Source organism: Acinetobacter modestus, from assembly GCF_014636095.1.
GTDB lineage: Bacteria > Pseudomonadota > Gammaproteobacteria > Pseudomonadales > Moraxellaceae > Acinetobacter > Acinetobacter modestus.
The window spans coordinates 359916-383055 of record NZ_BMDV01000002.1; the positions used below are offsets into that span (position 1 = coordinate 359916).

Here is a 23140-nt window from a genome sequence, read left to right on the forward strand (position 1 = left end):
GAAAAAGAGATGACCTATTGTTGTGCATTAAGATTAGAGCAAGGTTTGGTATTGATTAGTGATACTCGAACTAATGCAGGGGTCGATCATATTTCTGTATTTCGTAAATTACATACTTTTGGTGTTGAAGGTGAGCGTTTTATTGCATTACAAACAGCAGGTAATTTAGCAACAACTCAAGCTGTCATTGGTCATTTACAAAATGCTTTAGCATTACATCAAGAACCAAATTTATATAGCGCAAATACCATGTTTGAAGTTGCTGAATTAATTGGAAAGACTTTGCGTAAGGTGCTTGAGGATGTTACGACTGATACTCAGGAACAGATGAATTATTCCTGTAGTATTTTGGTAGGTGGACAGATACAAGGTGAGGAGATGCAACTTTATAATGTCTATCCTCAAGGCAATTTTATTTGTGCAACCACCGATACGCCATATTTTCAGATTGGTGAAAGTAAATATGGAAAGCCAATTTTAGATCGTGCACTGCACTATACGATGCCATTAGATGATGCGTTACGTTGCAGTTTGATCTCTTTTGATTCAACATTAAGGTCTAATGTTTCTGTCGGATTGCCTTTAGACGCGTTGGTTTATCATAAAGATAGTTTTAAAATTCCTGAAGGGAAACGCATCCGAGAAGATGATCCTTATTTTACTCAAATTAGTAAGCAATGGTCTGAAACCTTACGCCGTGGACTTCAAGAATTGCCAAAGCCTACGACTGATTATGGTTTGTAATCATCTAAGAAAAAATCCAAGCAAAGGCTTGGATTTTTTATCTGTTTTAAATCACTTTTCGAATAGGTCTATTACTTAACCGACATAATAATTCGTAACCAATCGTTCCATTTGCCGCAGCGACATCATCGACGAGTCGATGTTTGCCCCATAGTTCTACTTTAGTACCTAATTCAGCTTTAACCTGAGTAACGTCAATCGCAATCATATCCATACTGACACGGCCAATAACAGGAACAAGTTGTTCATCAATCGCAACGAAATTTGGTTTTAAATAAGCACGTGGGTAACCATCACCATATCCAATCGAAACAATGGCAATATTTGATGGGCATGAAGCCGTAAAGCTAGAACCATATCCTACAAATTCACCTTGTTGAATTTGATTAAGCGCAATGATTTCTGCACTAAAGGTCATTACAGGCTTTAAATCGAGTTCATATACATTTTTGTCAGCAAATGGACTTGCACCATAAAGCATGATACCTGGGCGAACAAAATCGAAATGCAATTCAGGATATTTATAGATCGCAGCGGAGTTACAACATGATGCTAAGATAGGGGCGCATGCTTCTTTGACATGGAGAAATTGCTGCTTTTGTTGTTCATTTAAAGGGTGATCGGCATCTGCATTGGCAAAATGCATGGTGAGGACACAGCGAAAGCCTTCTGACTTTAGACGTTGAATGACATCGATAATTTCAGTCACTTTAAAGCCTAAACGGTTCATTCCGCTATTTAGCTTGACCCAAACTTTTAAACCCAAAGCATTATAAGCTTGCTTATGCTGAATCAACCATTCAACTTGTTGACTTTGATGAATAAGGCATTCGAGTTTGTGCTCAATTACTTGTTGCATTTCGTCTTCTGAAAATATGCCCTCAATCAAAGTGATGGGTTGAGAATATCCCAGTTGCCTGATCTCTAAAGCTTCTTCTAAACAGGCGACACCAAAGGCATCTGTGGCATCCAAGGCGGCTAAACAGTCTTTAACTCCATGTCCATAAGCATTTGCTTTGACCATACTAACAATTTGTGAATGTGGAGCAAGTTGTTTAACGCGGTTTAAATTATATTGTAGTGCATCACTATCAATATAAACTGTTGCTTGGCGCACCCTGATTTCTCCTTTGGGTCGACATGGAAAGTATTTAAGGCAGATCGATAACCGAGGGATTATTCCTCATCATCGTATTGAGCATAGAACTCAGGTGAAAGGTTACTAAAGCGAGTGTATTGACCTTCAAAGGCAAGACGAACTGAACCGATTGGACCATTACGTTGTTTACCGATAATAATTTCGGCTGTACCAGCTTCTTTAGACTCTTTGTTATAGACTTCATCACGATAAATAAACATGATCAAGTCAGCATCTTGCTCGATTGCGCCTGATTCACGTAAGTCTGACATGACAGGGCGTTTATTTGGTCTGTTCTCCAAACTACGGTTAAGCTGAGACAGTGCAATGACAGGACATTGCATTTCTTTGGCCAGTGCTTTTAAGCTTCGTGAAATCTCCGAAATCTCACCCACACGGTTATCGCCCATCCCAGGCACTTTCATTAACTGTAAGTAGTCGACCATGATACAACCAATTTTACCATCATGCATTTTGGCAATACGTCGAGCACGTGCACGCAGTTCGGTTGGTGGTAGAGCAGAGGAATCATCAATATAGAGGTGCATTTCTTGTAATTGAAGAATAGTTCCTGTGACTTTGGTCCATTCATCTGCATCGAGGTTACCTGAACGCAAATGTCCTTGGTGAACTTTACCCATTGCTGAGATCAAACGCATGGCAATCGAGTCAGCTGGCATCTCCATCGAGAATACAAGGGCTGGTAAGCGGTTATATTGCAGTACACTTTCAACTAAGTTCATGGCAAAGGTGGTTTTACCCATCGAAGGGCGGGCTGCAACAATAATCAAATCCCCAGCTTGCATACCTGAGGTTTTATTATCTAACTCTAAGAAACCTGTGGTTAAACCTGTAATGTTGCCATCTAATTTAGAAAGTTCATCGAGTTTAGAAATCACATCAGCAGTGACAGAGCTAATCGATTTTGGCCCTGAATCTTTCTTGTTATTGTTATGCTGTTCGGCCAAAGAGAAAATACTGGTTTCTGCTAAATCTAGGATTTCACTGACAGGGCGACCTTTTGTGTCATAAGCATTTTGTAAAATATCACTACTGACTTTAATCATTGCGCGTAGTGTTGAAAATTCTTTAATTTTATTGGCATAGATTTCAAGATTGTAAAAGCTTGAAGGTGAATCTGCCATCAATTGCATTAAATATTCTTCACCACCAATTGCATCAAGCAGGTTTTGTTTGAGTAACCAATCATTGACCAATACAGCATCATAAGGCGAGTTTTCTTGCGCTAGTTTTTCGATTGCACGATAAATATATTTATGACGTGTCGCATAAAAATCATTTTCTTTAAGTAAATCGCTGACTTGTTCAAATGATTCGGCGACCGTCATTAATGCCGCGAGCACAGCTTGCTCAATTGCGAGATTGTGCGGTGGTGTACGAAATTCTTTTAATTGACCTGAGTCACTCACTTTACTCTCTGTGTTTGGAGAATTTTTCGTAAAATTGGCATTCGCCTGTGACATAACAAGACCTAATAAAAAGATGAAACTGTAACGACTGACTATCTTAATCCAAATGGACGTAGACAGGAGAATTTAATTGGAAGAAAATTGTTTAATTGGTGGAAAAGTAGAGTGTACTAAAAATATAAAATTTTAGGCATAAAAAAAGAGCATGTAAAAACATGCTCTTTTCTTTGCAGAAATTACTCAGATACGATAGTAACGAGAACTTCAGCAACAACATCATGATGCAATTGGATTGCGATGTTGAATTCACCAGTGTGACGAAGCGCACCGTTTGGTAAACGAACTTCTGCACGGTCAACAACAAGACCAGCATTAGTTAAAGCATCAGCGATGTCACGAGTACCGATAGAACCGAAAAGTTTACCTTCGTCACCAGCTTTCGCAGTGATTACAATGTTAACTTCGTTCAATTGTTCAGCACGTGCATTCGCAGCAGCTAATACTTCAGCTTCTTGTCTTTCAAGTTCAGCACGACGTGCTTCAAAAGCAGAAGTGTTTGCTTCAGTAGCAGCAACTGCTTTACCTTGAGGAATCAAGAAGTTACGACCGTAACCAGCTTTCACTGATACTTTGTCGCCTAATTTACCAAGATTCTTAATGCGTTGTAATAAGATAACGTCCACAGCTCACCTCACTTACTTATGGTTGTCAGTGTACGGAATCAAAGACAAATAGCGAGCTTGTTTAATAGCTAACGCTAATTGACGTTGATAACGAGCTTTAGTACCTGTAATACGGCTAGGAACAATCTTGCCGTTTTCAGTGATGTACTGTTTTAAAGTGTCGATATCTTTGTAGTCGATGTACGCAACATTCTCAGCTGTAAAGCGGCAGAACTTGCGACGACGGTAAAAACGTGCCATTGAGGTTCTCCTTATTCAGCTTCTTGAATTGCTTGTTGTGCTTCTTCACGTTGAGCTTTACGCGCACGTTTCTCTTCAGCACTCTTAGCAAGTAAAGATTCTTCAGTAATTGCGTGTTCACGACGGATGATGATGTTACGAATGATTGCATCGTTATAACGGAACAATTCTTCTAATTCATCAAGAGTCGTTTGACCACATTCAACATTCATAAGAATGTAGTGTGCTTTGTGAATCTTGTTGATTGGGTAAGCCAATTGGCGACGGCCCCAATCTTCTAAACGGTGAATTTGACCTTCAGCTTCTTTGATCTGAGAGATATAGCGTTCAACCATACCTACAACTTGATCGCTTTGGTCTGGGTGTACCAATAGTACGATTTCGTAGTGACGCATTGTCAGCTCCTTACGGTTTAAGCAGCCCCTAACTAAAAAGTCAGAAGCAAGGAGTCATAACTAAAAAGTTATGTCGCAAATTGCGAAGCTGGGATTTTAGACACATTTCATTTAAATCGCAAGTAAATTCATGTTTTAGATCGAAGTAAAAAGATGACATAGCCTTTAAAATGAGGGTCATTAAAATCGTTTGAGTTATTTTGATGTAACCCATTTTGTACAAAACCGATTTTATAAGGTAGTTGCATTGCGGAGATACGTTTTAAATATTGTGGGTAATTGGGAATGGTGGTTGTACCTTGATAGGTTTGGATCACAAGTTCACTGATATTATTTCTCAAAATAGTTAAAGTTTTCTGATCCTTAAAATTTGTCCAGTCAAGTAATCCTGTAATGCTAAGTTGATAAGAGGGAGGGAGTCTTTTTCTGAAACTTTCTAGAAAAAGGGCATATTCTTTTAAATCATGGGTTCGACTGTCGAAATCAATTTGAATTCCCTGAACTTGATTCCCTTGATTTCTCCAATGTTCTAAACGTTTGAAAACAGTTTGATAGTTTTGTTCGTTCCAAGCCAGATGATGTGTTCGAAAAACTAACCAAATTTTCTGACGGGGTAATTTTAGGATACAAACACCTTGTGGGATCAATATGGAGCTATGCTTTTGTTTTGAATATCGAATTTCTCCTTGCAAAATATATAGTTCTTTCGCCTTACTTAAGTAAGGCGTAGATTGAATGTTGCCCCAAATCCAAAATGAATCGAAATGATTTGCATCAATTGTTGGCGTTGTAGATTGTGCAGGTTGGCAAGCAAATAAGTTAAAAATAAAAAAAGTGAAAATGATCACTTTCAGCCACTTCAACATCGTCAATTACCAATAATATTTCAGTGATTTTGCCCAACTAGTATTTGGATAATCTGTTTTGATTTGATCAAACCATTGTTTGCGGACAGTTTTGTTTACTTCATTACCACCACAATCATTAATACCACTTGGTGCATAACATTGTATTGCGCGATAAAGGGCGTAAGCTTGTAAATCGCTTTTGCTTGATGATTTGATGAGATCTTGATAAATCTGACCACGAGCAAAAATTTTGCCTGAAAAATTTGATGTTTGTTTTTCATTATAAGAAAGCTGCTGCAACGAATATCCTTGTTCACTACGGAAATATTCTCCTAAGCAAACATTTAATAATGGATCTTTAGGTGTCTGAGCCAATTGATTAACTAAAGTCTCTAAATTTGAGCATTTTAGTTGTGGTGTAATGTTTGCTCCATTCCAAATGAAATTAGAAAAATCTGGTTTATTCTTCAATTGTTCATTGTCACTGTTATAACCTTTATATTGCATGGCATTTTTAGGCATAAAAGCATAGCTTTGTTTAAACAATTCGAATTGTTGATGTACTAAGCTTTTACTTAGAAGGGTGTAGATCGCAGCTTGTTTTTGATCTATGTTGCTTTGTTCAGATTGAATCAATTTTTGCAAACTGTTTGTATCTGCGATTTGGGTAATAAAATTTCTCTGTAGGTTCGGCTGAGTAATTTGAGCTTTTTTTCCTATAAATGCTGAATAGTCCTGTTTTATTGCCAAATGATTGGATAATGCTGTTTCAAATAAACCGCGTTGATAACTATCTTTGGCCTGTGCAAGTTGCTGACGCCAATATTCTTCAGCATTTTGAGGCTGTCCAATTTTTTCTAAAATTTGTCCTCTCAAAAAAGTTTGGCTTAACTGCAAATAACTACTATTTTTAGCATTTGCTTTAGGTAAGTAATTTTGAGCTTCTTGAGCTTTATTTTGAACAAAAAATAAGTGAGCAGCTTGTAAATATTGAAATAATTCAGGTTGAGTTTTAAATAGTTCTTTTTGTGTATTCAGTTGTGTCCAAGAAATTGGACGATAATTATCTGAACTCGATTCACGCATATGCATCAAATCATATACTGCCAAAAAGAAAGGGTCTTTTAGATTGTTAACATTAAAAGCTGAGCTATCGAACACTCGGCGATCAATTTCAGCAGGAAGTTCACTCATCTCCAAATTATAAAATTTTGATGTCGGATTTTTGAGTTGCCAGACAATTTCATTGACTAATAAATCTTGGCGTTTTGAAAGCCAAAAACCACGACGCATAAAACCACGAGCGCTCGCGACATATTGTCCATCTGGATAGGCTTTTAAATAGGCATTAATATTATCCAAGAATTGTTTAAGTAAATTTTGGTTAATATTGTCTAAATAAACATCACCATATTTATCTACGCCAGTCGCATAGGCGGAATTGAGTGATGTTCGAATTAACATATATTGTGATGTTTCTTTTAACCACGTATCTTCAACGGTGGTTAAGACGGTATAAATTTTATTCGCTGCTGAATAATTGCTATTATAAAACAGAATGCTCGCATTTAAATAAGAAGCATATTGACGTGTTGTGATTGACCAATTTGGATTAATCGCAATCAATTCAATTTTGTCACCACACTGATTCATTTTCTTGCGTTCAGAAATCAAAATTTGCTTTTCTAGATTTGGGATCGCTTTATTATTTTGTACTTGTGTATTAAAAGCTTGATTACCTGAATCAAAGCTCGTGCAACGTTCGTCAAAAACGGTGTCATTTCTTTCTAATAGTTTTCTTTGATTTGGCATTTTATTCTGAGTCAGAGATGACAGATTTGCTGCATCAAAAGGTACCATTCCATATACCGCATCCCATAAATTGGGGTCAGCTGTCATCGGCTTAATTGTTGCAAGCCCTAAGTCGCTGAGTAGTAATGTCATATTGGTTTGACTATCATTTGCTGGATATAACACAGGAAGATTGCTACAACCGTTTAAATTTTTGTCATTTATGGCAAGGTTTGGCTCGCAAAATTGCTCTACACCAGCATAGGTGATTGGGCTATAGTAAATTACGAATGAAAGTGAAGAATAGACAATTGATTTGAATATAAATTTGTTTTGTAGTTTCATTTAGGCAATAAAGGGTGAAATGTTTTTATTGCACGAAATGATAACAAGTGAAGCGGGGAATAAAAAGACAGAGAAGTCTCTATCTTTTTAAAAAATAGGGAGGAAGGGTGCAGGGCTTTTAAATGTAAAGCTAAAGCTTAAACTAATCACAGTAATTAAGATTACTGAAAAAAGGAAAAAGCGTTTTGCCCAAAGCTGATCATCTTCAGCTTTAAATCCTAAAATACCAATATAAAACCAGTAAATACAAAGTGCATTACAGATGACCAAAAACATAATATTGGTATATCCATATATATACAAAGCATTCATCGCAACAGTGAATAAAACCACATAGATCAGCGATTCGATTTTAGTTCTATGAATAGAACGTGCAACAGGTAAAATAGGCACGCCTGCGTTTTTGTAATCTTCAAAACGATAAATCGCAATTGCCCATGAATGCGGCATTTGCCATAAGGCATATGCAATAAAAATGAGAAGAGCAGCCAAATCGAAATGATGACTTACAGCCGTATAACCAATAACAGGTGGACTCGCTCCAGAAATACTACCAATCACGGTTTGATGGATCGTGGTACGTTTCGTCCACAAACTATAAAAACCGACATAGACGACAAAACCAATGACTGCGAATAAAAATGCATAGGCATTCACATAGAACCAAAGCATGCTAAAACCAATCACACCTAATACAAGAGCATAAAACATTGCAATAGTAGGAGATATAGTTTTCTTAACAAGAGCACGATTCATTGTGCGTTGCATTTTTTGATCGATGTCTTGATCAATAACATTATTGACTACACAACCAGAAGCAACCACAAAAGTTGTTCCAAGTAATGTAATTAATAATAAGAGGAAGTCTATAGAGCCTTGGGCGGCTAAAAAGAAGCCGCCCAAGGTGGTAATAAAATTACCGAAGAGAATTCCTGGTTTAGTCAGGAATAAATACTTTTTCCACATGACAATCAGTTTAGATCATCATGTTGTAGTGTAGGTAATTCATAATCCACACAGAGCCGACTAAAAGTACAGCAATACATAAGATTGTGTAGATAAATGCAATAAGGTTCCAGCGCTGTTCAGATGATGTATTCATGTGTAAGAAATACACAAGTTGTACGATTACCTGAGCAACAGCTGCGATTGCAATAACAGTAACTAAGATGCCACGGCTAAAACCACCTGCCATCACCATCCCGAATGGGATGATGGTGAGGATAACAGATAGGATAAACCCAACAGTGTATTGCTTAAAGTTACCGTGCGACGCACCTGCAGCATTATGGTCATGACCACTCATTAGAGAACTCCCAGTAAGTAAACGACGCTGAATACACAGATCCAAACGATGTCAAGGAAGTGCCAGAACAAGCTTAAGCAAGCAAGACGACGTGTATTCGGTAAGGTCAAACCATTCTTTTTGATCTGATACATCAATACCAACATCCACACTAAACCAGAAGTTACGTGGATACCGTGTGTACCAACCAAAGTAAAGAACGATGATAAGAATGCACTATGAGTTGGACCGTGACCTTCATGAACAAGGTGATGGAATTCATTGATTTCCATACCGATGAAGGTTGCACCAAAAAGGAATGTAATGAATAACCAAGTGATGACTTGATTTACGTTCTTTTTATAAGATGCAAGTACTGCAAAACCAAAAGTTACAGAAGAGATCAAAAGGGCAAAGGTTTCACCTAATACATAACCCAATGATTCACTGAATAAGTCTTTTGCACTTGGAGTACCAGGTGGGACATGACTGCTCAATACAGCGAACGCGATGAAGAGTGATCCGAAAAGAATCAAGTCACTCATCAAGTATGTCCAGAAACCAAACACGGTTAAGTCGGTATCATCATGTTCGTGATGACCATCGTGACCGTGGTTGTCGTGATGAAGTACTTCAGCCATTTCCTTAGTCCTTCTTCAAGTGTTTTTCAAGTAATGCATAGCGTTCATTTTCAATACGCTCTACTTCAGCAGCAGGAACATAATAATCAACATTCTTAGTGAATGAGCTTACGATCAAGCTAACAACTGCAGCAACGAATGAAACAACGACTAGCCACCAAATATGCCAAATGAGAGCAAAGCCAAGTACAGTAATGAACATTGCAATCACGAAACCAGCAGCACGATCAGTCGGCATGTGGATATCTTCATATTTAGTGTTACGTGCATATGCTACGCCATTTTCTTTGTCAGTCCAGAAACGGTCAACACCGCTAGCTTCTGGTACATGTGCAAAGTTATAGAATGGAGCAGGAGATGACGTAGACCATTCGAGTGTACGACTATCCCAAGGGTCGCCTGTGTAGTCCATGTTGTCTTTACGTTGTAAGAAACCAACGATGATTTGCATTAAGAAACATGCAATACCAATTGCAACAAGAACAGCACCAAATAATGCGATCGCTAAGTATGGATCCCATTCTGGGTTGTCATATGTATTCAAACGACGAGTCATACCCATGAAACCAAGGATATAAAGTGGCATGAATGCAAAATAGAAACCGAAGAACCAGAACCAGAACGCAGCTTTACCCCATGCTTCGTTGAGCTTCCAACCAAACATTTTCGGCCAGTAGAAGATGATGCCGGCAAACATACCAAACACCACACCACCGATAATTACGTTATGGAAGTGAGCGATCAAGAAGAGTGAGTTGTGCACAAGGAAGTCCGCAGGCGGAACAGCCATAAGTACACCAGTTAAACCACCAATACCGAATGTTACTAGGAAGCCAAGCGTCCATAACATTGGAGTAGTAAAGGTGATGCGACCTTTATACATCGTGAATAACCAAGAGAAGATTTTCACACCTGTAGGAATCGCAATAACCATGGTCATGATACCAAAGAACGCATTAACGTTCGCACCAGCACCCATGGTGAAGAAGTGGTGAAGCCATACAACGAACGCAAGTACAGTAATCGCGATAGTTGCATACACCATAGACTTATAACCGAACAACGCTTTACGAGAGAAGGTTGCAACGATTTCTGAGTATAAACCAAACGCTGGTAATACCAAGATATATACTTCAGGGTGACCCCATGTCCAGATCAAGTTCACGTAAAGCATTGGGCTACCGCCAAGCTCATTAGTGAAGAAATGGAAACCGAAATAACGGTCTAAAGTAAGCATTGCAAGCGTACCTGTTAATACAGGGAATGATGCAATGATTAATACAGCCGTACACAGTGAAGTCCATGTAAAAATAGGCATGTCCATTAATTTCATGCCAGGTGCGCGCATTTTAATGATGGTAACAAAGAAGTTAACACCAGATAAAAGCGTACCTAAACCAGAAACTTGGAGTGCCCAGATATAGTAGTCAACACCGACACCAGGAGAATATTGGATGCCAGATAGAGGAGGGTAAGCCATCCAACCAGTCGCAGCAAATTCACCTAATACAAGTGAAACCATCATCAAACCAGCAGCGCCTGCGAATAACCAGAAACTTAAAGAGTTTAATAATGGGAATGCAACGTCACGAGCACCGATTTGTAATGGTACTGAGATGTTCATCATACCAACAACGAGACCCATCGCTACGAAGAAGATCATGATTACACCATGAGCGGTGAAAATCTGGTCGTAGTGGTCAGGATGTAAGTAACCTTCACCACCGCCTTTCGCGAGGAAAAGTTGTAAACGCATCATGATCGCATCGGCGAAACCACGCAAAAGCATGACTACTGATACGATGATATACATGATACCAATTTTCTTATGGTCTACTGATGTAAACCACTCGTTCCATAAGTATCCCCATTTTTTGAAATAGGTAATACCGCCAACAACTGCAATTCCACCAAGTGCCATAAGGACCATGGTGACAAGTACAATTGGCTCCGTCGGGATAGAGTCCCAACCCAGTTTACCAAAAATCATATCCATGTCTTATTCCCCTTGAGCAGCGTGTTCAGCTGCAGCATGAGTTTCTGCTGTTGCATGTCCAGCAGAGTGGTCAGCACCGTGATAGTTACTCATATAGCGGTTGATGATTGTTTCAAACAACTTAGGCTCAACAGAAGAGTAATAAGTCACAGGGTGTGGCTTAGTCGGGAACGGTTTCATTGCTTCAGCTTTAGCAAGTGCTTCTTCATCACCAGCAGCTTTAGCACGATTCACTAAATGCTCGATCTGATGCTTAGAACGATCACCATCTTTAAGCGTTGCTAACTCAGCTTGGTCAAGTGTACCTTTTTGAATTGCTTCAGCATTGATACTTGTACCATTACCAGCTTTAACAGCTTCTACCCATTTTGCAAATTCAGCTTCAGTTACGCTGTGTGCTTTAAAGCGCATTTGAGAGAAACCGTAACCTGAATAGTTTGCTGAGAAGCCACGGAAAACACCTGGTTCATCTGCTAACAAGTGAAGGTGAGTTTGCATACCCGCCATTGCATAGATCTGACCACCTAACTGTGGGATGAAGAACGAGTTCATCGTAAAGTTAGAAGTAATCTTAAAGCTTACAGGCGTTTTTTCTGGGAAGCGTACTTCGTTTACCGTTGCAATGTTTTGCTCAGGATAGATAAAAATCCATTTAAACTGTTCAGCGACAGCTTGAATAGTTAATGGTGCTTTATCTGATTCTAACGGACGGTAAGGGTCGTACTTGTGGGAACCCCACCAAGTTAACCAAGCTAAAATACCAATAATAATGACAGGAACACCCCAAACAACGATCTCAATTGTCGTAGAGTGTGCCCAAGTAGGTTTATAGTCTGCATCTTTATTCGATGCGCGATATTGCCAACCAAACCATAATGCCATAACGATTGATGGAATTACCACCAATAGCATTAGATAGATCGCAGTCATCATCAGGCTACTTTGACCTTGACCAACTGGACCTTTATTGTTTAGAAGTACCATATCACCACCACACCCAGTTAAGAGTGCAGCCATCGTTGATAAAGACAATACAGCTAAAATCGTTTGTCTCATTTTACAACCTCGGTGAAGAGTCCCATTCCCTAATTTAAATTATGGGATAGCGATTAAAGTGTCGCATGATTGATAAGAATTTTTTGTGAAATGCTTAGCAATCATGCGACACCGCTACGTTGTCGGGCATTATGCCTCATATTGAAAAACTAAGCTACATCTAACACAGTCAGAAATACTTGTTTTAAAACCTGATTTATTTTGTAGGAATTGTTGTTGAAATGTATATTTTTTCTATAAATATCAATTTTATAGAGTAAAAAAGAGGAATAAATCCTCTTTTGCTTAGTTAATTAAAAATTATTGCTTTACGACCTTAGTTTTTGCCAATTTATCGTGCAAAGTTTGGCGATTTTTATTAAATGCAAAGAAAGCATAGTCGATAATGGTAATAAATGGCATAAACAATAAATTCAGAATGATAAATAAAGCACTTCTCAACCAAAAAGCTCTAATCGTATTGACTGCCGTATGTGTTTCAGCATCTACGATTTTGATTTTGGTTATTTTTTTACCAATGCTTTGTCCTGACTTCGCAATTAAAAAAGCTTGTAGCATCAGCATGAGAATCAAATAAACAAAAATACTCATCCATGCTTCATTTGGAATAAGCTGCATAAGTTGATGCTGCAACTCAACTGCTTCACTTGAAGCGACTTGGCTTGCTTGTAATTGCTTTTGAATTTTAAATAATTCTGTGTACTGACTTTCGTTAAAGAAAAAAGATGGTATAGCAGCCATTGGAAGCCAAAGTGTTAAGTCAATCACCTTAGCGAGTGCACGAGAATGAAATGAGGCGAGTTCAGATGTTTTTTGTTCAACTTTAATTTTAAAAGTTGACTGCTCAGTTTCATTGTTAATTTGATTGTTAAAAGATGAATAACCTACAGGTTCGTAGACAAGTTTTCCTTGAGTGAGTTCGCCAAGAGTTTTCCATTCACTCATACCTTCGTGCCAAACCAAGTCTGTAAGTAATACTTGTTGGCTAGAAAGCATTTGGTTCAGTTGGTCTAAACTATAAGGTCCAGCTTGTTGATTATTACGAGCCAAGTAAATTTGCATAATTAAAAATTCTCAATGACTAAAGATGAAAAAAGACCCTACGAAAGGGTCTTTTTTAAAAAAGACTAGGCTTTCTTGATTTGTTCTTCAGCAAGGAAGAACCAAGTATCAAGCACTGAGTCAGGGTTAAGTGACACAGATTCAATACCTTGTTCCATGAGCCATTTAGCAAGGTCAGGGTGGTCTGATGGACCTTGACCACAAATACCAACGTATTTTCCTGCTTTACGGCATGCATGAATTGCCATAGAAAGAAGGGCTTTAACCGCTGGATCACGCTCATCAAATAAGTGAGATACGATACCAGAATCACGGTCAAGACCAAGTGTTAATTGTGTTAAGTCATTTGAACCAATCGAGAAACCATCGAAATGTTCAAGGAACTGTTCAGCCAATAAAGCATTGGTTGGAAGCTCACACATCATGATGATTTTTAGACCATTTTCACCACGTTTTAAACCATTTTGAGCAAGCAACTCAATCACACGTTTTGCTTCAGACACTGTACGCACGAATGGGATCATGATTTGAATATTGGTTAAACCCATTTCATCACGGGCTTTCTTCAAAGCACGGCACTCAAGCTCAAAACAGTCACGGAAGTTGTCAGATACGTAACGACTCGCACCTCGGAAGCCCAACATCGGGTTTTCTTCTTCTGGCTCGTATAATTTACCACCAATTAAGTTTGCATATTCATTTGACTTAAAGTCAGACATACGAACGATGACTGGTTTTTCAGCAAATGCAGCTGCAAGTGTTGAAATACCTTCAACTAACTTTTCTACATAGAATTCGATTGGCGAAGAATAACCTGATGTACGTGTCATTACAGCAGCACGCGTTTCGCGTGGTAGGCTGTCAATATTGAGAAGCGCTTTAGGATGTACACCGATCATACGGTTAATGATGAATTCAAGACGTGCAAGACCAATCCCTTCATTTGGAATTTGAGCAAAGTCAAATGCACGGTCTGGATTACCAACATTCATCATGATCTTAAATGGAAGTTTTGGCATTGAGTGAATTGAGTTACGTTGAACCTCAAAATCTAATGCACCTTCATAGATAAAGCCTGTATCACCTTCAGCACATGAAACGGTTACTTCTTGACCATCGGTTAATACTTCTGTTGCATTACCACAACCGACGATTGCTGGTACACCTAACTCACGTGCAATGATTGCAGCGTGACAAGTGCGGCCACCACGATTGGTCACAATCGCTGCAGCACGTTTCATTACTGGCTCCCAATCTGGGTCAGTCATGTCTGATACAAGAACATCACCGTCTTGTACTTTATCCATTTCTTTAATCGAAGTTACGACACGAACTTTGCCCGAACCGATACGTTGACCAATTGAACGACCTTCGCAGATAACTGTGCCGCGTTGCTTTAACAAGTAGCGTTCCATGGTACCGACATTTTGACGGCTTTTTACTGTTTCTGGACGTGCTTGAACGATATAAATTTGACCGTCATCACCATCTTTCGCCCATTCGATATCCATTGGTGAGCCGTAATGTTGCTCAATGATCAATGCTTGTTTTGCAAGTTCATGCAGCTCATGATCATTTAATGCGAATTGTTGACGCTCTGGTTTTTCAACATCAACCACAACAACTGATTTACCCGCAGCACCTTCTTCACCATAAATCATTTTCTGGTGTTTAGAACCAAGGTTGCGACGTAAAACTGAGTGTTTACCAGCATTTAAAAGTGGTTTAGATAAGTAGAATTCGTCAGGGTTTACCGCACCTTGAACGACCATTTCACCTAAACCGTAAGATGCTGTAATAAATACCACATCACGGAAACCTGATTCTGTATCAAGCGTAAACATAACGCCAGCAGCACCAGTTTCAGAGCGAACCATACGTTGTACACCTGCAGATAGGGCAACAACACTATGTTCAAAGCCCTGGTGTACACGGTAAGCAATCGCACGGTCATTATAAAGTGAAGCAAAAACTTCTTTAATCGCGATAAGAACGTTATCAATTCCGCGAATGTTTAAGAAAGTTTCTTGTTGTCCTGCAAAAGAAGCATCAGGTAAATCTTCTGCCGTCGCAGAAGAACGTACAGCAACAGCGATGTCTGGATTACCGTTTGAAAGTGCTGTAAACGCGTCACGAATTTCTTGTTCTAAATTAGCAGTAAGTGGGGTATCAACGATCCATTTACGGATTTTAGCGCCTGTCTCTATAAGTGCGTTTACATCATCAACATTTAGCTGCTCAAGTTCAGCCTGAATTCGAGCATTTAAGCCGCTTTGATCCAAGAACTCACGATAGGCAGCAGCAGTTGTTGCAAAGCCACCAGGTACCGATACACCAGCATTGGATAAATGGCTGATCATTTCACCCAAAGATGAGTTTTTCCCACCTACGAGTTCGACATCGTGTTTCCCTAATTTTTCCAGACCGATTACGCGCGCTTCCAAAGTATTTACTCCACTTTTTTTGCAGTATGAATGACCATCATTGGTATGAAATTATACGAATGTGCTTAGATTTAGTATTTTACTAAGCGACAGTCATGTTAGATGAGTTTACTATAAAGATTATAGAGCACTAAGACAAATGTTTAAGGAGAATTTTGATGCCCGAAAGTAAACAAATTAAACGGAGTGTATTTTTTATTTCGGATGGTACTGCAATTACCGCAGAAACCCTTGGACATTCACTACTTGCGCAATTTCCGAATGTCGATTTTGATATTCATATTATGCCTTATATTACCACTGAAGAAGCTGCAATGAATGTGGTTGTTGACATCAATGGATGCCAATCAAGAGATGGATGTTTACCGCTTGTTTTTGACACATTGGTAGACCCACATGTCCGTGAAATTATTAATACAGCTAAAGCCGTAAATTTGGATGTTTTCGAGGGATTGATTAGTAAACTTGAGCAAGAGTTGGGGACACCACCGACAACTTTAGTTGGACAGACTCATGCTGTAACAGATTCTGAATCTTATAAGGCTCGTATTGATGCAGTACATTTTGCATTAGACAATGATGATGGTGCTCGAACTCGTCATTATGATAAAGCTGACTTGATTTTAGTTGGCGTTTCTCGGTCTGGGAAAACACCAACCTCGATTTATTTATCATTACAGTTTGGAATTCGTGTTGCGAACTATCCTTTAACTGAAGAAGATTTAGACGATAATCGTTTACCTGCTGTGCTACGAGCACATAAAAATAAGCTCTTTGGTTTAATGATTGATGCTGAGCGGTTGGTTGCTATTCGTAGCGAACGAAAAGCGAATAGTCGTTATGCAAGTTTTAGTCAGTGCCAAATGGAATTACGTGCCATTGAGGGTATTTATATTTCTGAAGGTATTAAGTATTTGAACGTCACTGAAATGTCGATTGAAGAAATTTCAACGCGTATTTTACAGTTAACTGGTTTAAAACGTCGTATTGGATAATTGTGCCATTCAAAAAGCGTAGAATTGTCTGCGCTTTTTGAAGAATCCAATCCACAGGAAATAATAATGAAAAAAATTCTATTTTTATTGCCGTTAATTTTAATTTCAGAAACACACGCAGAAACGTTAGCTCAATTTGAGAAAAAATTAATTCAACACTATACGCAAAAAGACTTTTACGAAGTGAATCAAACGATTGAGTCAGAAATAGTTGCAAAAATAGAAAGTGATTCCAGAAGTTTTAATTATACTTTTCCTACATTTCAAGACCAATATAATCTACGTATTCATTATTCACCTGATAAACGTTTAAAGTTTTATACTTTCGATGTGGGAAGTGGAGGTACTATGGAGGAATATTCTTCTTATGTGCAAACTCAAAATGAACGGAAATTTACTTTAACGCCTATAGATACTGGCTTTATCTTAGATGTAAAACAATCTGATTTCGTTAAACAACCTATTTATTTGATTGAAAATTATTATAAAGGGAGTAGTTGTATTGGAGCTTATGCAGTTCATGCGTTTCAACCTATTAAGACAGGGAGAATTCAGCCGATAAAAATTTTTCAGACCAAAACAGCAAAATTTGATCACATCAAAGTTGATTTTGACTGTAAAAATCATGAAGGGCCGAGTGATATACCTGATTATATTCGAATAGATAAGAATTTGAATAATATTGATATTATGTTGTTAGATAAGAATTATAAACCACAAGAAAAATATTTACGTTACAGTAAAAACAATACTACTTATCAATATGTCGGTGTGGTGGAGTAAGCATTATTGTTGTGAATAATGCTTACTTGAAAATGAGAAATTATTTGTTTTTAAGATCCATCAACCAACTAAAGTTTTCTAGGCGTTTTTCAGTATCATAAATATCACATGTAAAAATGAATTCATCAACATCGTATTGACTAGCAATCTTATTTAATCCAGCTTTCACAGTTTCTTTTGAACCAATTTGTGCCATCGCATAAAAATTTTGAATCGCCATCTGTTCTGAAACTGAAGCCAATCCTTCGATTGAATCAATTGGTGGTTTTAACTTTAGGCTATTGCCACGAATCAAATTTAAAATTCTTTGATAAGAACTAGTTGCTAAATATTGTGCTTCTTCATCAGTTGCCGCAACGACTGTTGGTACGCCCATTGAAACATATGGGTTATCAAGATATTCAGATGCTTGAAAATTCTCACGGTAAATTTCGATTGCTTGACCTAACATACGTGGGGCGAAATGTGATGCAAAAGAATAGGGAAGTCCGAGCTTTGCAGCCAATTGTGCGCTGAATAAACTTGAGCCAAGTAACCAAACAGGGACATGGGTATTTTGACCTGGCGTTGCAATTATTTTTTGATTTGGTTGCGGTACTTTAAAATATTGCAAAATTTCCATTACATCCTGAGGAAATTGATCTTCTGTTTCTTGACGCCCACGCCGTAATGCACGCATCGTCATTTGATCAGTTCCTGGTGCTCGGCCTAAGCCAAGTTCAAAACGATTTGGATAAAGTGTTGCTAAAGTCCCGAATTGTTCTGCAACAACTAATGGCGCGTGATTAGGTAACATGATGCCACCAGAACCTAGGCGAATTTTTTGCGTATTTGCTGCGATGAATCCTAGTAAAACTGCAGTTGCGGAACTCGCAATTCCATCCATATTATGATGTTCAGCTAACCAGAAACGTTCATAACCAAGCTTTTCAGCATGTTGAGCAAGTTCCAGTGCATGACGAAGTGAAAATTCAATACTTTTATCGTCTCTGACAGGAGCTAACTCCAAAATTGAAAATTTGATCTCTTGTAGTGACTTCATTTTTGACTCTCAAAATCATATATCGAAATAATACGATATTAGATTGTTTTTGCATATCGAATATTATCGATATTTGTTGCGAATTGGATAAAATAAAAAAAAGCGCCCGAAGGCGCCAAAAGAGAAAGTGTTAGGATTTGATGATTAATCTTTATACCAACCACGGTGATAGCCATTATCATGACGGTAATGATGACGAGATTTATAGTATCCACGATCATCATAAGAACGACGATTGTTATAACGGCGGTCATCGTAAGAACGACGATTTTCGTAGCGACGGTCTTCTTCACGATCTTGACCAACTTTTTGACCTAAAGCTGCTCCACCTGCTGCACCCAAACCAGCGCCAATATAGCCGCCATTCGTTCCACCGACATTACGTCCAACGGTGTAACCACCAACACCGCCTAGTCCACCACCAATCGCGGCTTCAGTGCGATCACGTTTATTGCTTGATGCTGCAGCACCACCAGCACCACCAATTGCGGAACCAATCATGGCACCCGTATTACCGCCAAGTTGTTTACCAACTGCTGTACCAACAATACTACCGAGTGCTGAAGTTGCTGCAACACGTGCTGTATTATCTGCATGTGCAACGGTCATCATTGAAGAGGTTGCCAAGATGACGCTACATAACCACATATTCGATTTCATGGTGAAACTCCTTATCCATTCTTTTGGACAGTATTCTTTTGCTTGAGACAAATGTAACAAGACTTTTAAGTGAAAATATGGAGCGCAATAGGATGATTGAGAGAGTTTGGCGAGAGTTTTGTATATGTTCTATTACAAATGAACAGATTGTGAATAAATTATAAAAAATAAGAATGAGTATGCTGTAACCAACGATACCTAGCTGAATCGAGTACAATAGACTCAGTTTGAGATGAGGATGTAGTTATGCTGTTGGAAAAAATTTTGCAATCGCAAGGCTTTGGTTCAAGAAAGTATTGCCAACAGTTAATTAAAAATGGTTCTGTGCAGATTGAAGGGCAAGTTTGTGAAAACCCTAAACAGAATATAAATACGGATCAGCTTTGCTTTCAAGTATTTGGTGAAGAATACCAATATCGAGAACATCTCTACATTGTTTTAAATAAACCGAAGGGTTATGAATGTTCACATCAGGCAACGCATCATAAAAGTGTATTTAGTTTACTACCTGAAATTTTGATCCATCGGGGTATTCAATGTGTGGGAAGACTAGACCAAGATACTACTGGATTATTGTTATTGACTGATGATGGTCAATATTTACAAGCCTTAACCAATCCCCGTAAGCATGTGCCCAAAGTTTATCATGTAACGACTGCCGATCCGATTTCAGCTGAGCAATTAATGGCTTTAGAACAGGGGGTTGAGCTAAGGAATGAAAAAGGTATTTATGCTGCAACCAATCTTCAACTATTTTCCACGCATCAATTGGCAATGACAATTCATCAAGGTGTTTACCATCAAGTTAAACGTATGCTTGCAGCAGTCGGAAATAAAGTTGAGCTTTTACACCGCCAGCAAATAGGATTACTTGAGCTTCCTGAATTACCAGAAGGTGAATGGATTTATCTTACATCTTCTCAAAAACGATTGAGTCAAAATATTGCCTTAGATGACGAATAACTATTTTAAAAAACAGTGAAAGGTTTTGAATTCATCATCTTGAATAAATCCCATTTGTTCATAAAGACGGCGAGACTCGTAATTATTTTTTTGTGTTTCAAGGCTAATTCTTTGTGCATTTTCATGGCGAGCAAAAAGGATTGCAGTGTCAATTAATTGCTTAGCCGATCCTTGTTTTCGATAAGATGGGGTTACATAAACATCATCTAAAATATAATAGGTTTCGCAAGAAACAGATGAAAAAGCAAGGTACAGTAAAACAAAGCCTGTGAGGACATCATCTTTAACGTGAATGAAAATGACACTATCTTTATTTTCGAAACGATGTTTTAGAAATTGATAGGATTGTTCAACATTGGATGATGTACCATAGAATTGACGGTATTCATCAAACAAGACAGCAAGTTGGTAAAGATCTTCTTTTGTTGCTCGTTTAACAATCATTCCTGTCCATCCTTGCACTTATAATTTTATTTGGACTGTCAGAATAACGAAAAAATTTAAGCTTAAAAAATAAAAACTTGTTTATAAATGCAACATTGTTAAGTTTTGTCACTTTCGCCTAACAGTGCATTCAATTCTTCAAATAGATCTTCATGATCGTCTTCAACATCCAAATCTACAGCAGCTGCAGGATCATTTATTGCTGCATTTTTAGATTTACGGAGCTTGAGTAACTGTTCCATATTAATGTTTTGATTTTCAATCGCAAAAGGAATTGATTTCGTCAACACAACTTGTTTAAAGAAAAGACGAACAGCTTGAGCAGGGGATATACCTAACTGCTTAAAAACAGCAAAAGCTTGTTTCTTTTCCTGTGAATCAAGGCGAACTTGATAAACTTCTGTTTTTCGCATACAGAATACGACCAAATATTTTTAATTATCGTCATGTATTCTAAACCATTGCAATGTAATTTCAATATTTTTGAAGTGAAAAAATAGAAATTTTGTCATTACGTTGTATTTACAGTGTCAATTCAAATTTAGAATTAAAATGCATTTCTTGATTTAAAACGGGATCTATAAAATAAATCTGTTTTGCCAACAACTGGAGCGGTTGTTCAAAGTCATCATCAGCTTTATGTGCGACAACTGGATAAAACGGATCATTTAAAATTGGAATGCCTAAGTAATTAAGGTGCACACGCAATTGATGTTGTTTCCCTGTCTTGGGTTTAAGCTGATATTTTGCGTAATGTTGATTGTGTTCCAGAAGCTCTATCAAAGTTTCAGAATTCTGAGGTTTTTCAGAATTAATTTGCATCGTGTAAAACGGCTGACCTTTTTCTAAATTGAGCTGTAATATTTGCGGGAAATGTAATTCAGCTCGATAAGCTGCAATCGCATGATAGATTTTTTGTACTTTCCTATCAGCGAAAAGTTGTTGGTATATTCCTCGAAGTTCTGGTTTTTTACAGAATAAAACGATGCCCGCTGTTTCGCGATCGAGTCTATGAATCGGGGTCAGATCCTCATATCCAGTTTGCTTTTTTAAACGTACTAATAATGTTTCCTGAACATATTGCCCAGTTGGGGTCATGGTCAGAAAGTGGGGTTTATCAACAACGAGTAAATTTTCATTTTCAAATAAAATCTCATGCTGAAATGGGACAGAAACTTCATGAGCAAGAAAACGATAATAAAAAATATGGCTATTAGGCGTATAGTGGCTTTCTATGTTTAAGATGTCACCATCAGCCGCATAAATTAATTGATCAGCAAAGCGCTGCTGCCATTCACTGGCTTGAATATGCGAGAAGTGTTGGCAAAGATATTCAAAAATGGTGTATGCCGAAATATTTTGAGGTAAAAAGACTTTACTGGCACTAACCCCATTGATCATTGGAGGGATAAAATTTTCAACCATATTCATATTATTTTGAGTGATGCTGAAGAATGAAAATTTGGGACATATCCATGATCAAACATTTTTACAAAAGTTTGAGGTGTTAACACAGTAACTATAAGATTTTGAGGTAATTCAATTTTCTTTTGATAGCCATCAAAAGACCAAATCAAATAACAGTTTTCTTTATAAACTACGATCGCTTCAGAAGCATATTCAAAAAAAGTTCCAATAGGCAGTTCTGAAAGATTTGCTTGGAATGTATGCTGCCTTTTTTCAGCATTGATTCGATCTTGGTGGATACGTTTATCCATTTCTTTTGCTGAAATTGATATACCTGCATTGTTGATATTTAACCAGATTTTTTTAAACTCTTGATAACGTTTTCTTTGGCATTCGCCACAGGGACGATGTCCTGCAGACAAAGCTGTGGCTTCATCTAAAAAAAATAATTCTGAATAAGAGTCACCAAAAACTTCTCTTTTAATATTACCAAATTTCGTTAAACAATGAATCCATGACTGTGTTGCCCATTGTTTAATAATCTGTTTATTCGAGTTATGGAGACGACCGCCACGATTTCCCATCAGCATCGCTTTTTTAGAAGGATGCTGATGCAATTTTCCCCAAGGGTTTACTCTATTTTGTAAGGTCATATTTAAAATCTTGAGCGTTTTAAAAAGAAGCAATTCATTTCGGTGCATTAGGCTTTAATGCAGGGCGATGTTATCATAGCGGGTATCCCAATTTT

The 23140-nt window shown here is 38.0% G+C and carries 24 protein-coding genes; 4 read left to right on the forward strand and 20 right to left on the reverse strand.

What is annotated here, in order from left to right; genetic code table 11:
• The first annotated feature begins 9 nt into the window (after positions 1-9).
• A complete protein-coding gene (locus IEV17_RS05765; protein ID WP_004661362.1) occupies positions 10-744 on the forward strand; it encodes a proteasome-type protease in 735 nt (244 codons plus the stop codon).
• 46 nt (positions 745-790) lie between these two features.
• Here IEV17_RS05765 and alr read toward each other — a convergent pair whose 3' ends face one another.
• From alr to ppsA, 14 genes are all read right to left on the reverse strand, one after another.
• Positions 791-1861: an alanine racemase gene (gene alr, locus IEV17_RS05770; protein ID WP_004661363.1), complete on the reverse strand. Its 1071-nt coding sequence runs from the start codon at positions 1859-1861 to the stop codon at positions 791-793.
• Positions 1862-1920: 59 nt separating this feature from the next.
• Positions 1921-3366 carry a replicative DNA helicase gene (gene dnaB, locus IEV17_RS05775; protein WP_004661364.1) on the reverse strand — a complete coding sequence of 482 codons (1446 nt, stop codon included), beginning with the start codon at positions 3364-3366 and terminating at the stop codon, positions 1921-1923.
• A 182-nt stretch (positions 3367-3548) separates the two neighbouring features.
• A complete protein-coding gene (gene rplI / locus IEV17_RS05780; protein ID WP_004661365.1) occupies positions 3549-3995 on the reverse strand; it encodes a 50S ribosomal protein L9 in 447 nt (148 codons plus the stop codon).
• Positions 3996-4007: 12 nt separating this feature from the next.
• Positions 4008-4235, reverse strand: a complete 228-nt coding sequence (rpsR, locus tag IEV17_RS05785) for a 30S ribosomal protein S18 (RefSeq protein ID WP_000090661.1) — start codon at positions 4233-4235, stop codon at positions 4008-4010.
• 11 nt (positions 4236-4246) lie between these two features.
• Positions 4247-4630, reverse strand: a complete 384-nt coding sequence (gene rpsF / locus IEV17_RS05790) for a 30S ribosomal protein S6 (RefSeq protein ID WP_004654408.1) — start codon at positions 4628-4630, stop codon at positions 4247-4249.
• A 128-nt stretch (positions 4631-4758) separates the two neighbouring features.
• The gene (locus IEV17_RS05795) at positions 4759-5496 is read right to left on the reverse strand and encodes a DUF3142 domain-containing protein (RefSeq protein WP_004661366.1); all 738 of its coding nucleotides are present in this window, start codon (positions 5494-5496) and stop codon (positions 4759-4761) included.
• Positions 5497-5502: 6 nt separating this feature from the next.
• Positions 5503-7614: a tetratricopeptide repeat protein gene (locus IEV17_RS05800; protein WP_004661367.1), complete on the reverse strand. Its 2112-nt coding sequence runs from the start codon at positions 7612-7614 to the stop codon at positions 5503-5505.
• A gap of 87 nt (positions 7615-7701) precedes the next feature.
• Positions 7702-8580: a heme o synthase gene (gene cyoE / locus IEV17_RS05805; RefSeq protein WP_004661368.1), complete on the reverse strand. Its 879-nt coding sequence runs from the start codon at positions 8578-8580 to the stop codon at positions 7702-7704.
• Between the two features lie 10 nt (positions 8581-8590).
• The gene (locus IEV17_RS05810) at positions 8591-8920 is read right to left on the reverse strand and encodes a cytochrome o ubiquinol oxidase subunit IV (protein WP_004661369.1); all 330 of its coding nucleotides are present in this window, start codon (positions 8918-8920) and stop codon (positions 8591-8593) included.
• On the reverse strand, positions 8920-9540 hold the full coding sequence (gene cyoC, locus IEV17_RS05815; RefSeq protein ID WP_004661370.1) for a cytochrome o ubiquinol oxidase subunit III: 621 nt from the start codon (positions 9538-9540) through the stop codon (positions 8920-8922). The genes IEV17_RS05810 and cyoC overlap by 1 nt, the downstream gene beginning before the upstream one ends.
• A 4-nt stretch (positions 9541-9544) precedes the next feature.
• Positions 9545-11536: a cytochrome o ubiquinol oxidase subunit I gene (gene cyoB / locus IEV17_RS05820; protein ID WP_004661371.1), complete on the reverse strand. Its 1992-nt coding sequence runs from the start codon at positions 11534-11536 to the stop codon at positions 9545-9547.
• 3 nt (positions 11537-11539) lie between these two features.
• Positions 11540-12592 (reverse strand): ubiquinol oxidase subunit II, encoded by a 1053-nt coding sequence (gene cyoA, locus IEV17_RS05825; protein ID WP_004661372.1) that lies wholly within the window; start codon positions 12590-12592, stop codon positions 11540-11542.
• A 300-nt stretch (positions 12593-12892) separates the two neighbouring features.
• Positions 12893-13654, reverse strand: coding sequence for an RDD family protein (locus IEV17_RS05830; RefSeq protein ID WP_004661373.1), 762 nt, complete (start codon positions 13652-13654; stop codon positions 12893-12895).
• A gap of 65 nt (positions 13655-13719) precedes the next feature.
• Positions 13720-16098, reverse strand: coding sequence for a phosphoenolpyruvate synthase (gene ppsA / locus IEV17_RS05835; RefSeq protein WP_004661374.1), 2379 nt, complete (start codon positions 16096-16098; stop codon positions 13720-13722).
• A 158-nt stretch (positions 16099-16256) separates the two neighbouring features.
• On the opposite strand from ppsA, the gene ppsR reads away from it, so the two are divergent.
• Positions 16257-17093, forward strand: a complete 837-nt coding sequence (gene ppsR, locus IEV17_RS05840; RefSeq protein ID WP_004661375.1) for a posphoenolpyruvate synthetase regulatory kinase/phosphorylase PpsR — start codon at positions 16257-16259, stop codon at positions 17091-17093.
• 66 nt (positions 17094-17159) lie between these two features.
• Complete coding sequence (locus tag IEV17_RS05845) at positions 17160-17876, forward strand: hypothetical protein (RefSeq protein ID WP_004661376.1); 717 nt, start codon at positions 17160-17162, stop codon at positions 17874-17876.
• A 40-nt stretch (positions 17877-17916) separates the two neighbouring features.
• Here IEV17_RS05845 and IEV17_RS05850 read toward each other — a convergent pair whose 3' ends face one another.
• Both IEV17_RS05850 and IEV17_RS05855 read right to left on the reverse strand, forming a co-directional pair.
• Positions 17917-18918, reverse strand: coding sequence for an LLM class flavin-dependent oxidoreductase (locus tag IEV17_RS05850; RefSeq protein ID WP_004661379.1), 1002 nt, complete (start codon positions 18916-18918; stop codon positions 17917-17919).
• A 144-nt stretch (positions 18919-19062) separates the two neighbouring features.
• Positions 19063-19578 carry a glycine zipper domain-containing protein gene (locus tag IEV17_RS05855; protein WP_004661380.1) on the reverse strand — a complete coding sequence of 172 codons (516 nt, stop codon included), beginning with the start codon at positions 19576-19578 and terminating at the stop codon, positions 19063-19065.
• A 246-nt stretch (positions 19579-19824) separates the two neighbouring features.
• On the opposite strand from IEV17_RS05855, the gene IEV17_RS05860 reads away from it, so the two are divergent.
• On the forward strand, positions 19825-20541 hold the full coding sequence (locus IEV17_RS05860) for a pseudouridine synthase (protein ID WP_004661382.1): 717 nt from the start codon (positions 19825-19827) through the stop codon (positions 20539-20541).
• On the opposite strand, the gene IEV17_RS05865 is transcribed toward IEV17_RS05860, so the two are convergent.
• From IEV17_RS05865 to IEV17_RS05880, 4 genes are all read right to left on the reverse strand, one after another.
• Positions 20542-20985: a GNAT family N-acetyltransferase gene (locus tag IEV17_RS05865; RefSeq protein WP_004661384.1), complete on the reverse strand. Its 444-nt coding sequence runs from the start codon at positions 20983-20985 to the stop codon at positions 20542-20544.
• Positions 20986-21083: 98 nt separating this feature from the next.
• Positions 21084-21398 (reverse strand): type II toxin-antitoxin system RelB/DinJ family antitoxin, encoded by a 315-nt coding sequence (locus IEV17_RS05870; RefSeq protein ID WP_004661385.1) that lies wholly within the window; start codon positions 21396-21398, stop codon positions 21084-21086.
• Between the two features lie 109 nt (positions 21399-21507).
• On the reverse strand, positions 21508-22416 hold the full coding sequence (locus IEV17_RS05875) for a pseudouridine synthase (protein ID WP_004661388.1): 909 nt from the start codon (positions 22414-22416) through the stop codon (positions 21508-21510).
• Entirely contained in the window at positions 22413-23045 is a 633-nt protein-coding gene (locus IEV17_RS05880) for a hypothetical protein (protein WP_004661389.1), read from the reverse strand. The genes IEV17_RS05875 and IEV17_RS05880 overlap by 4 nt, the downstream gene beginning before the upstream one ends.
• Positions 23046-23140: the final 95 nt, after the last annotated feature.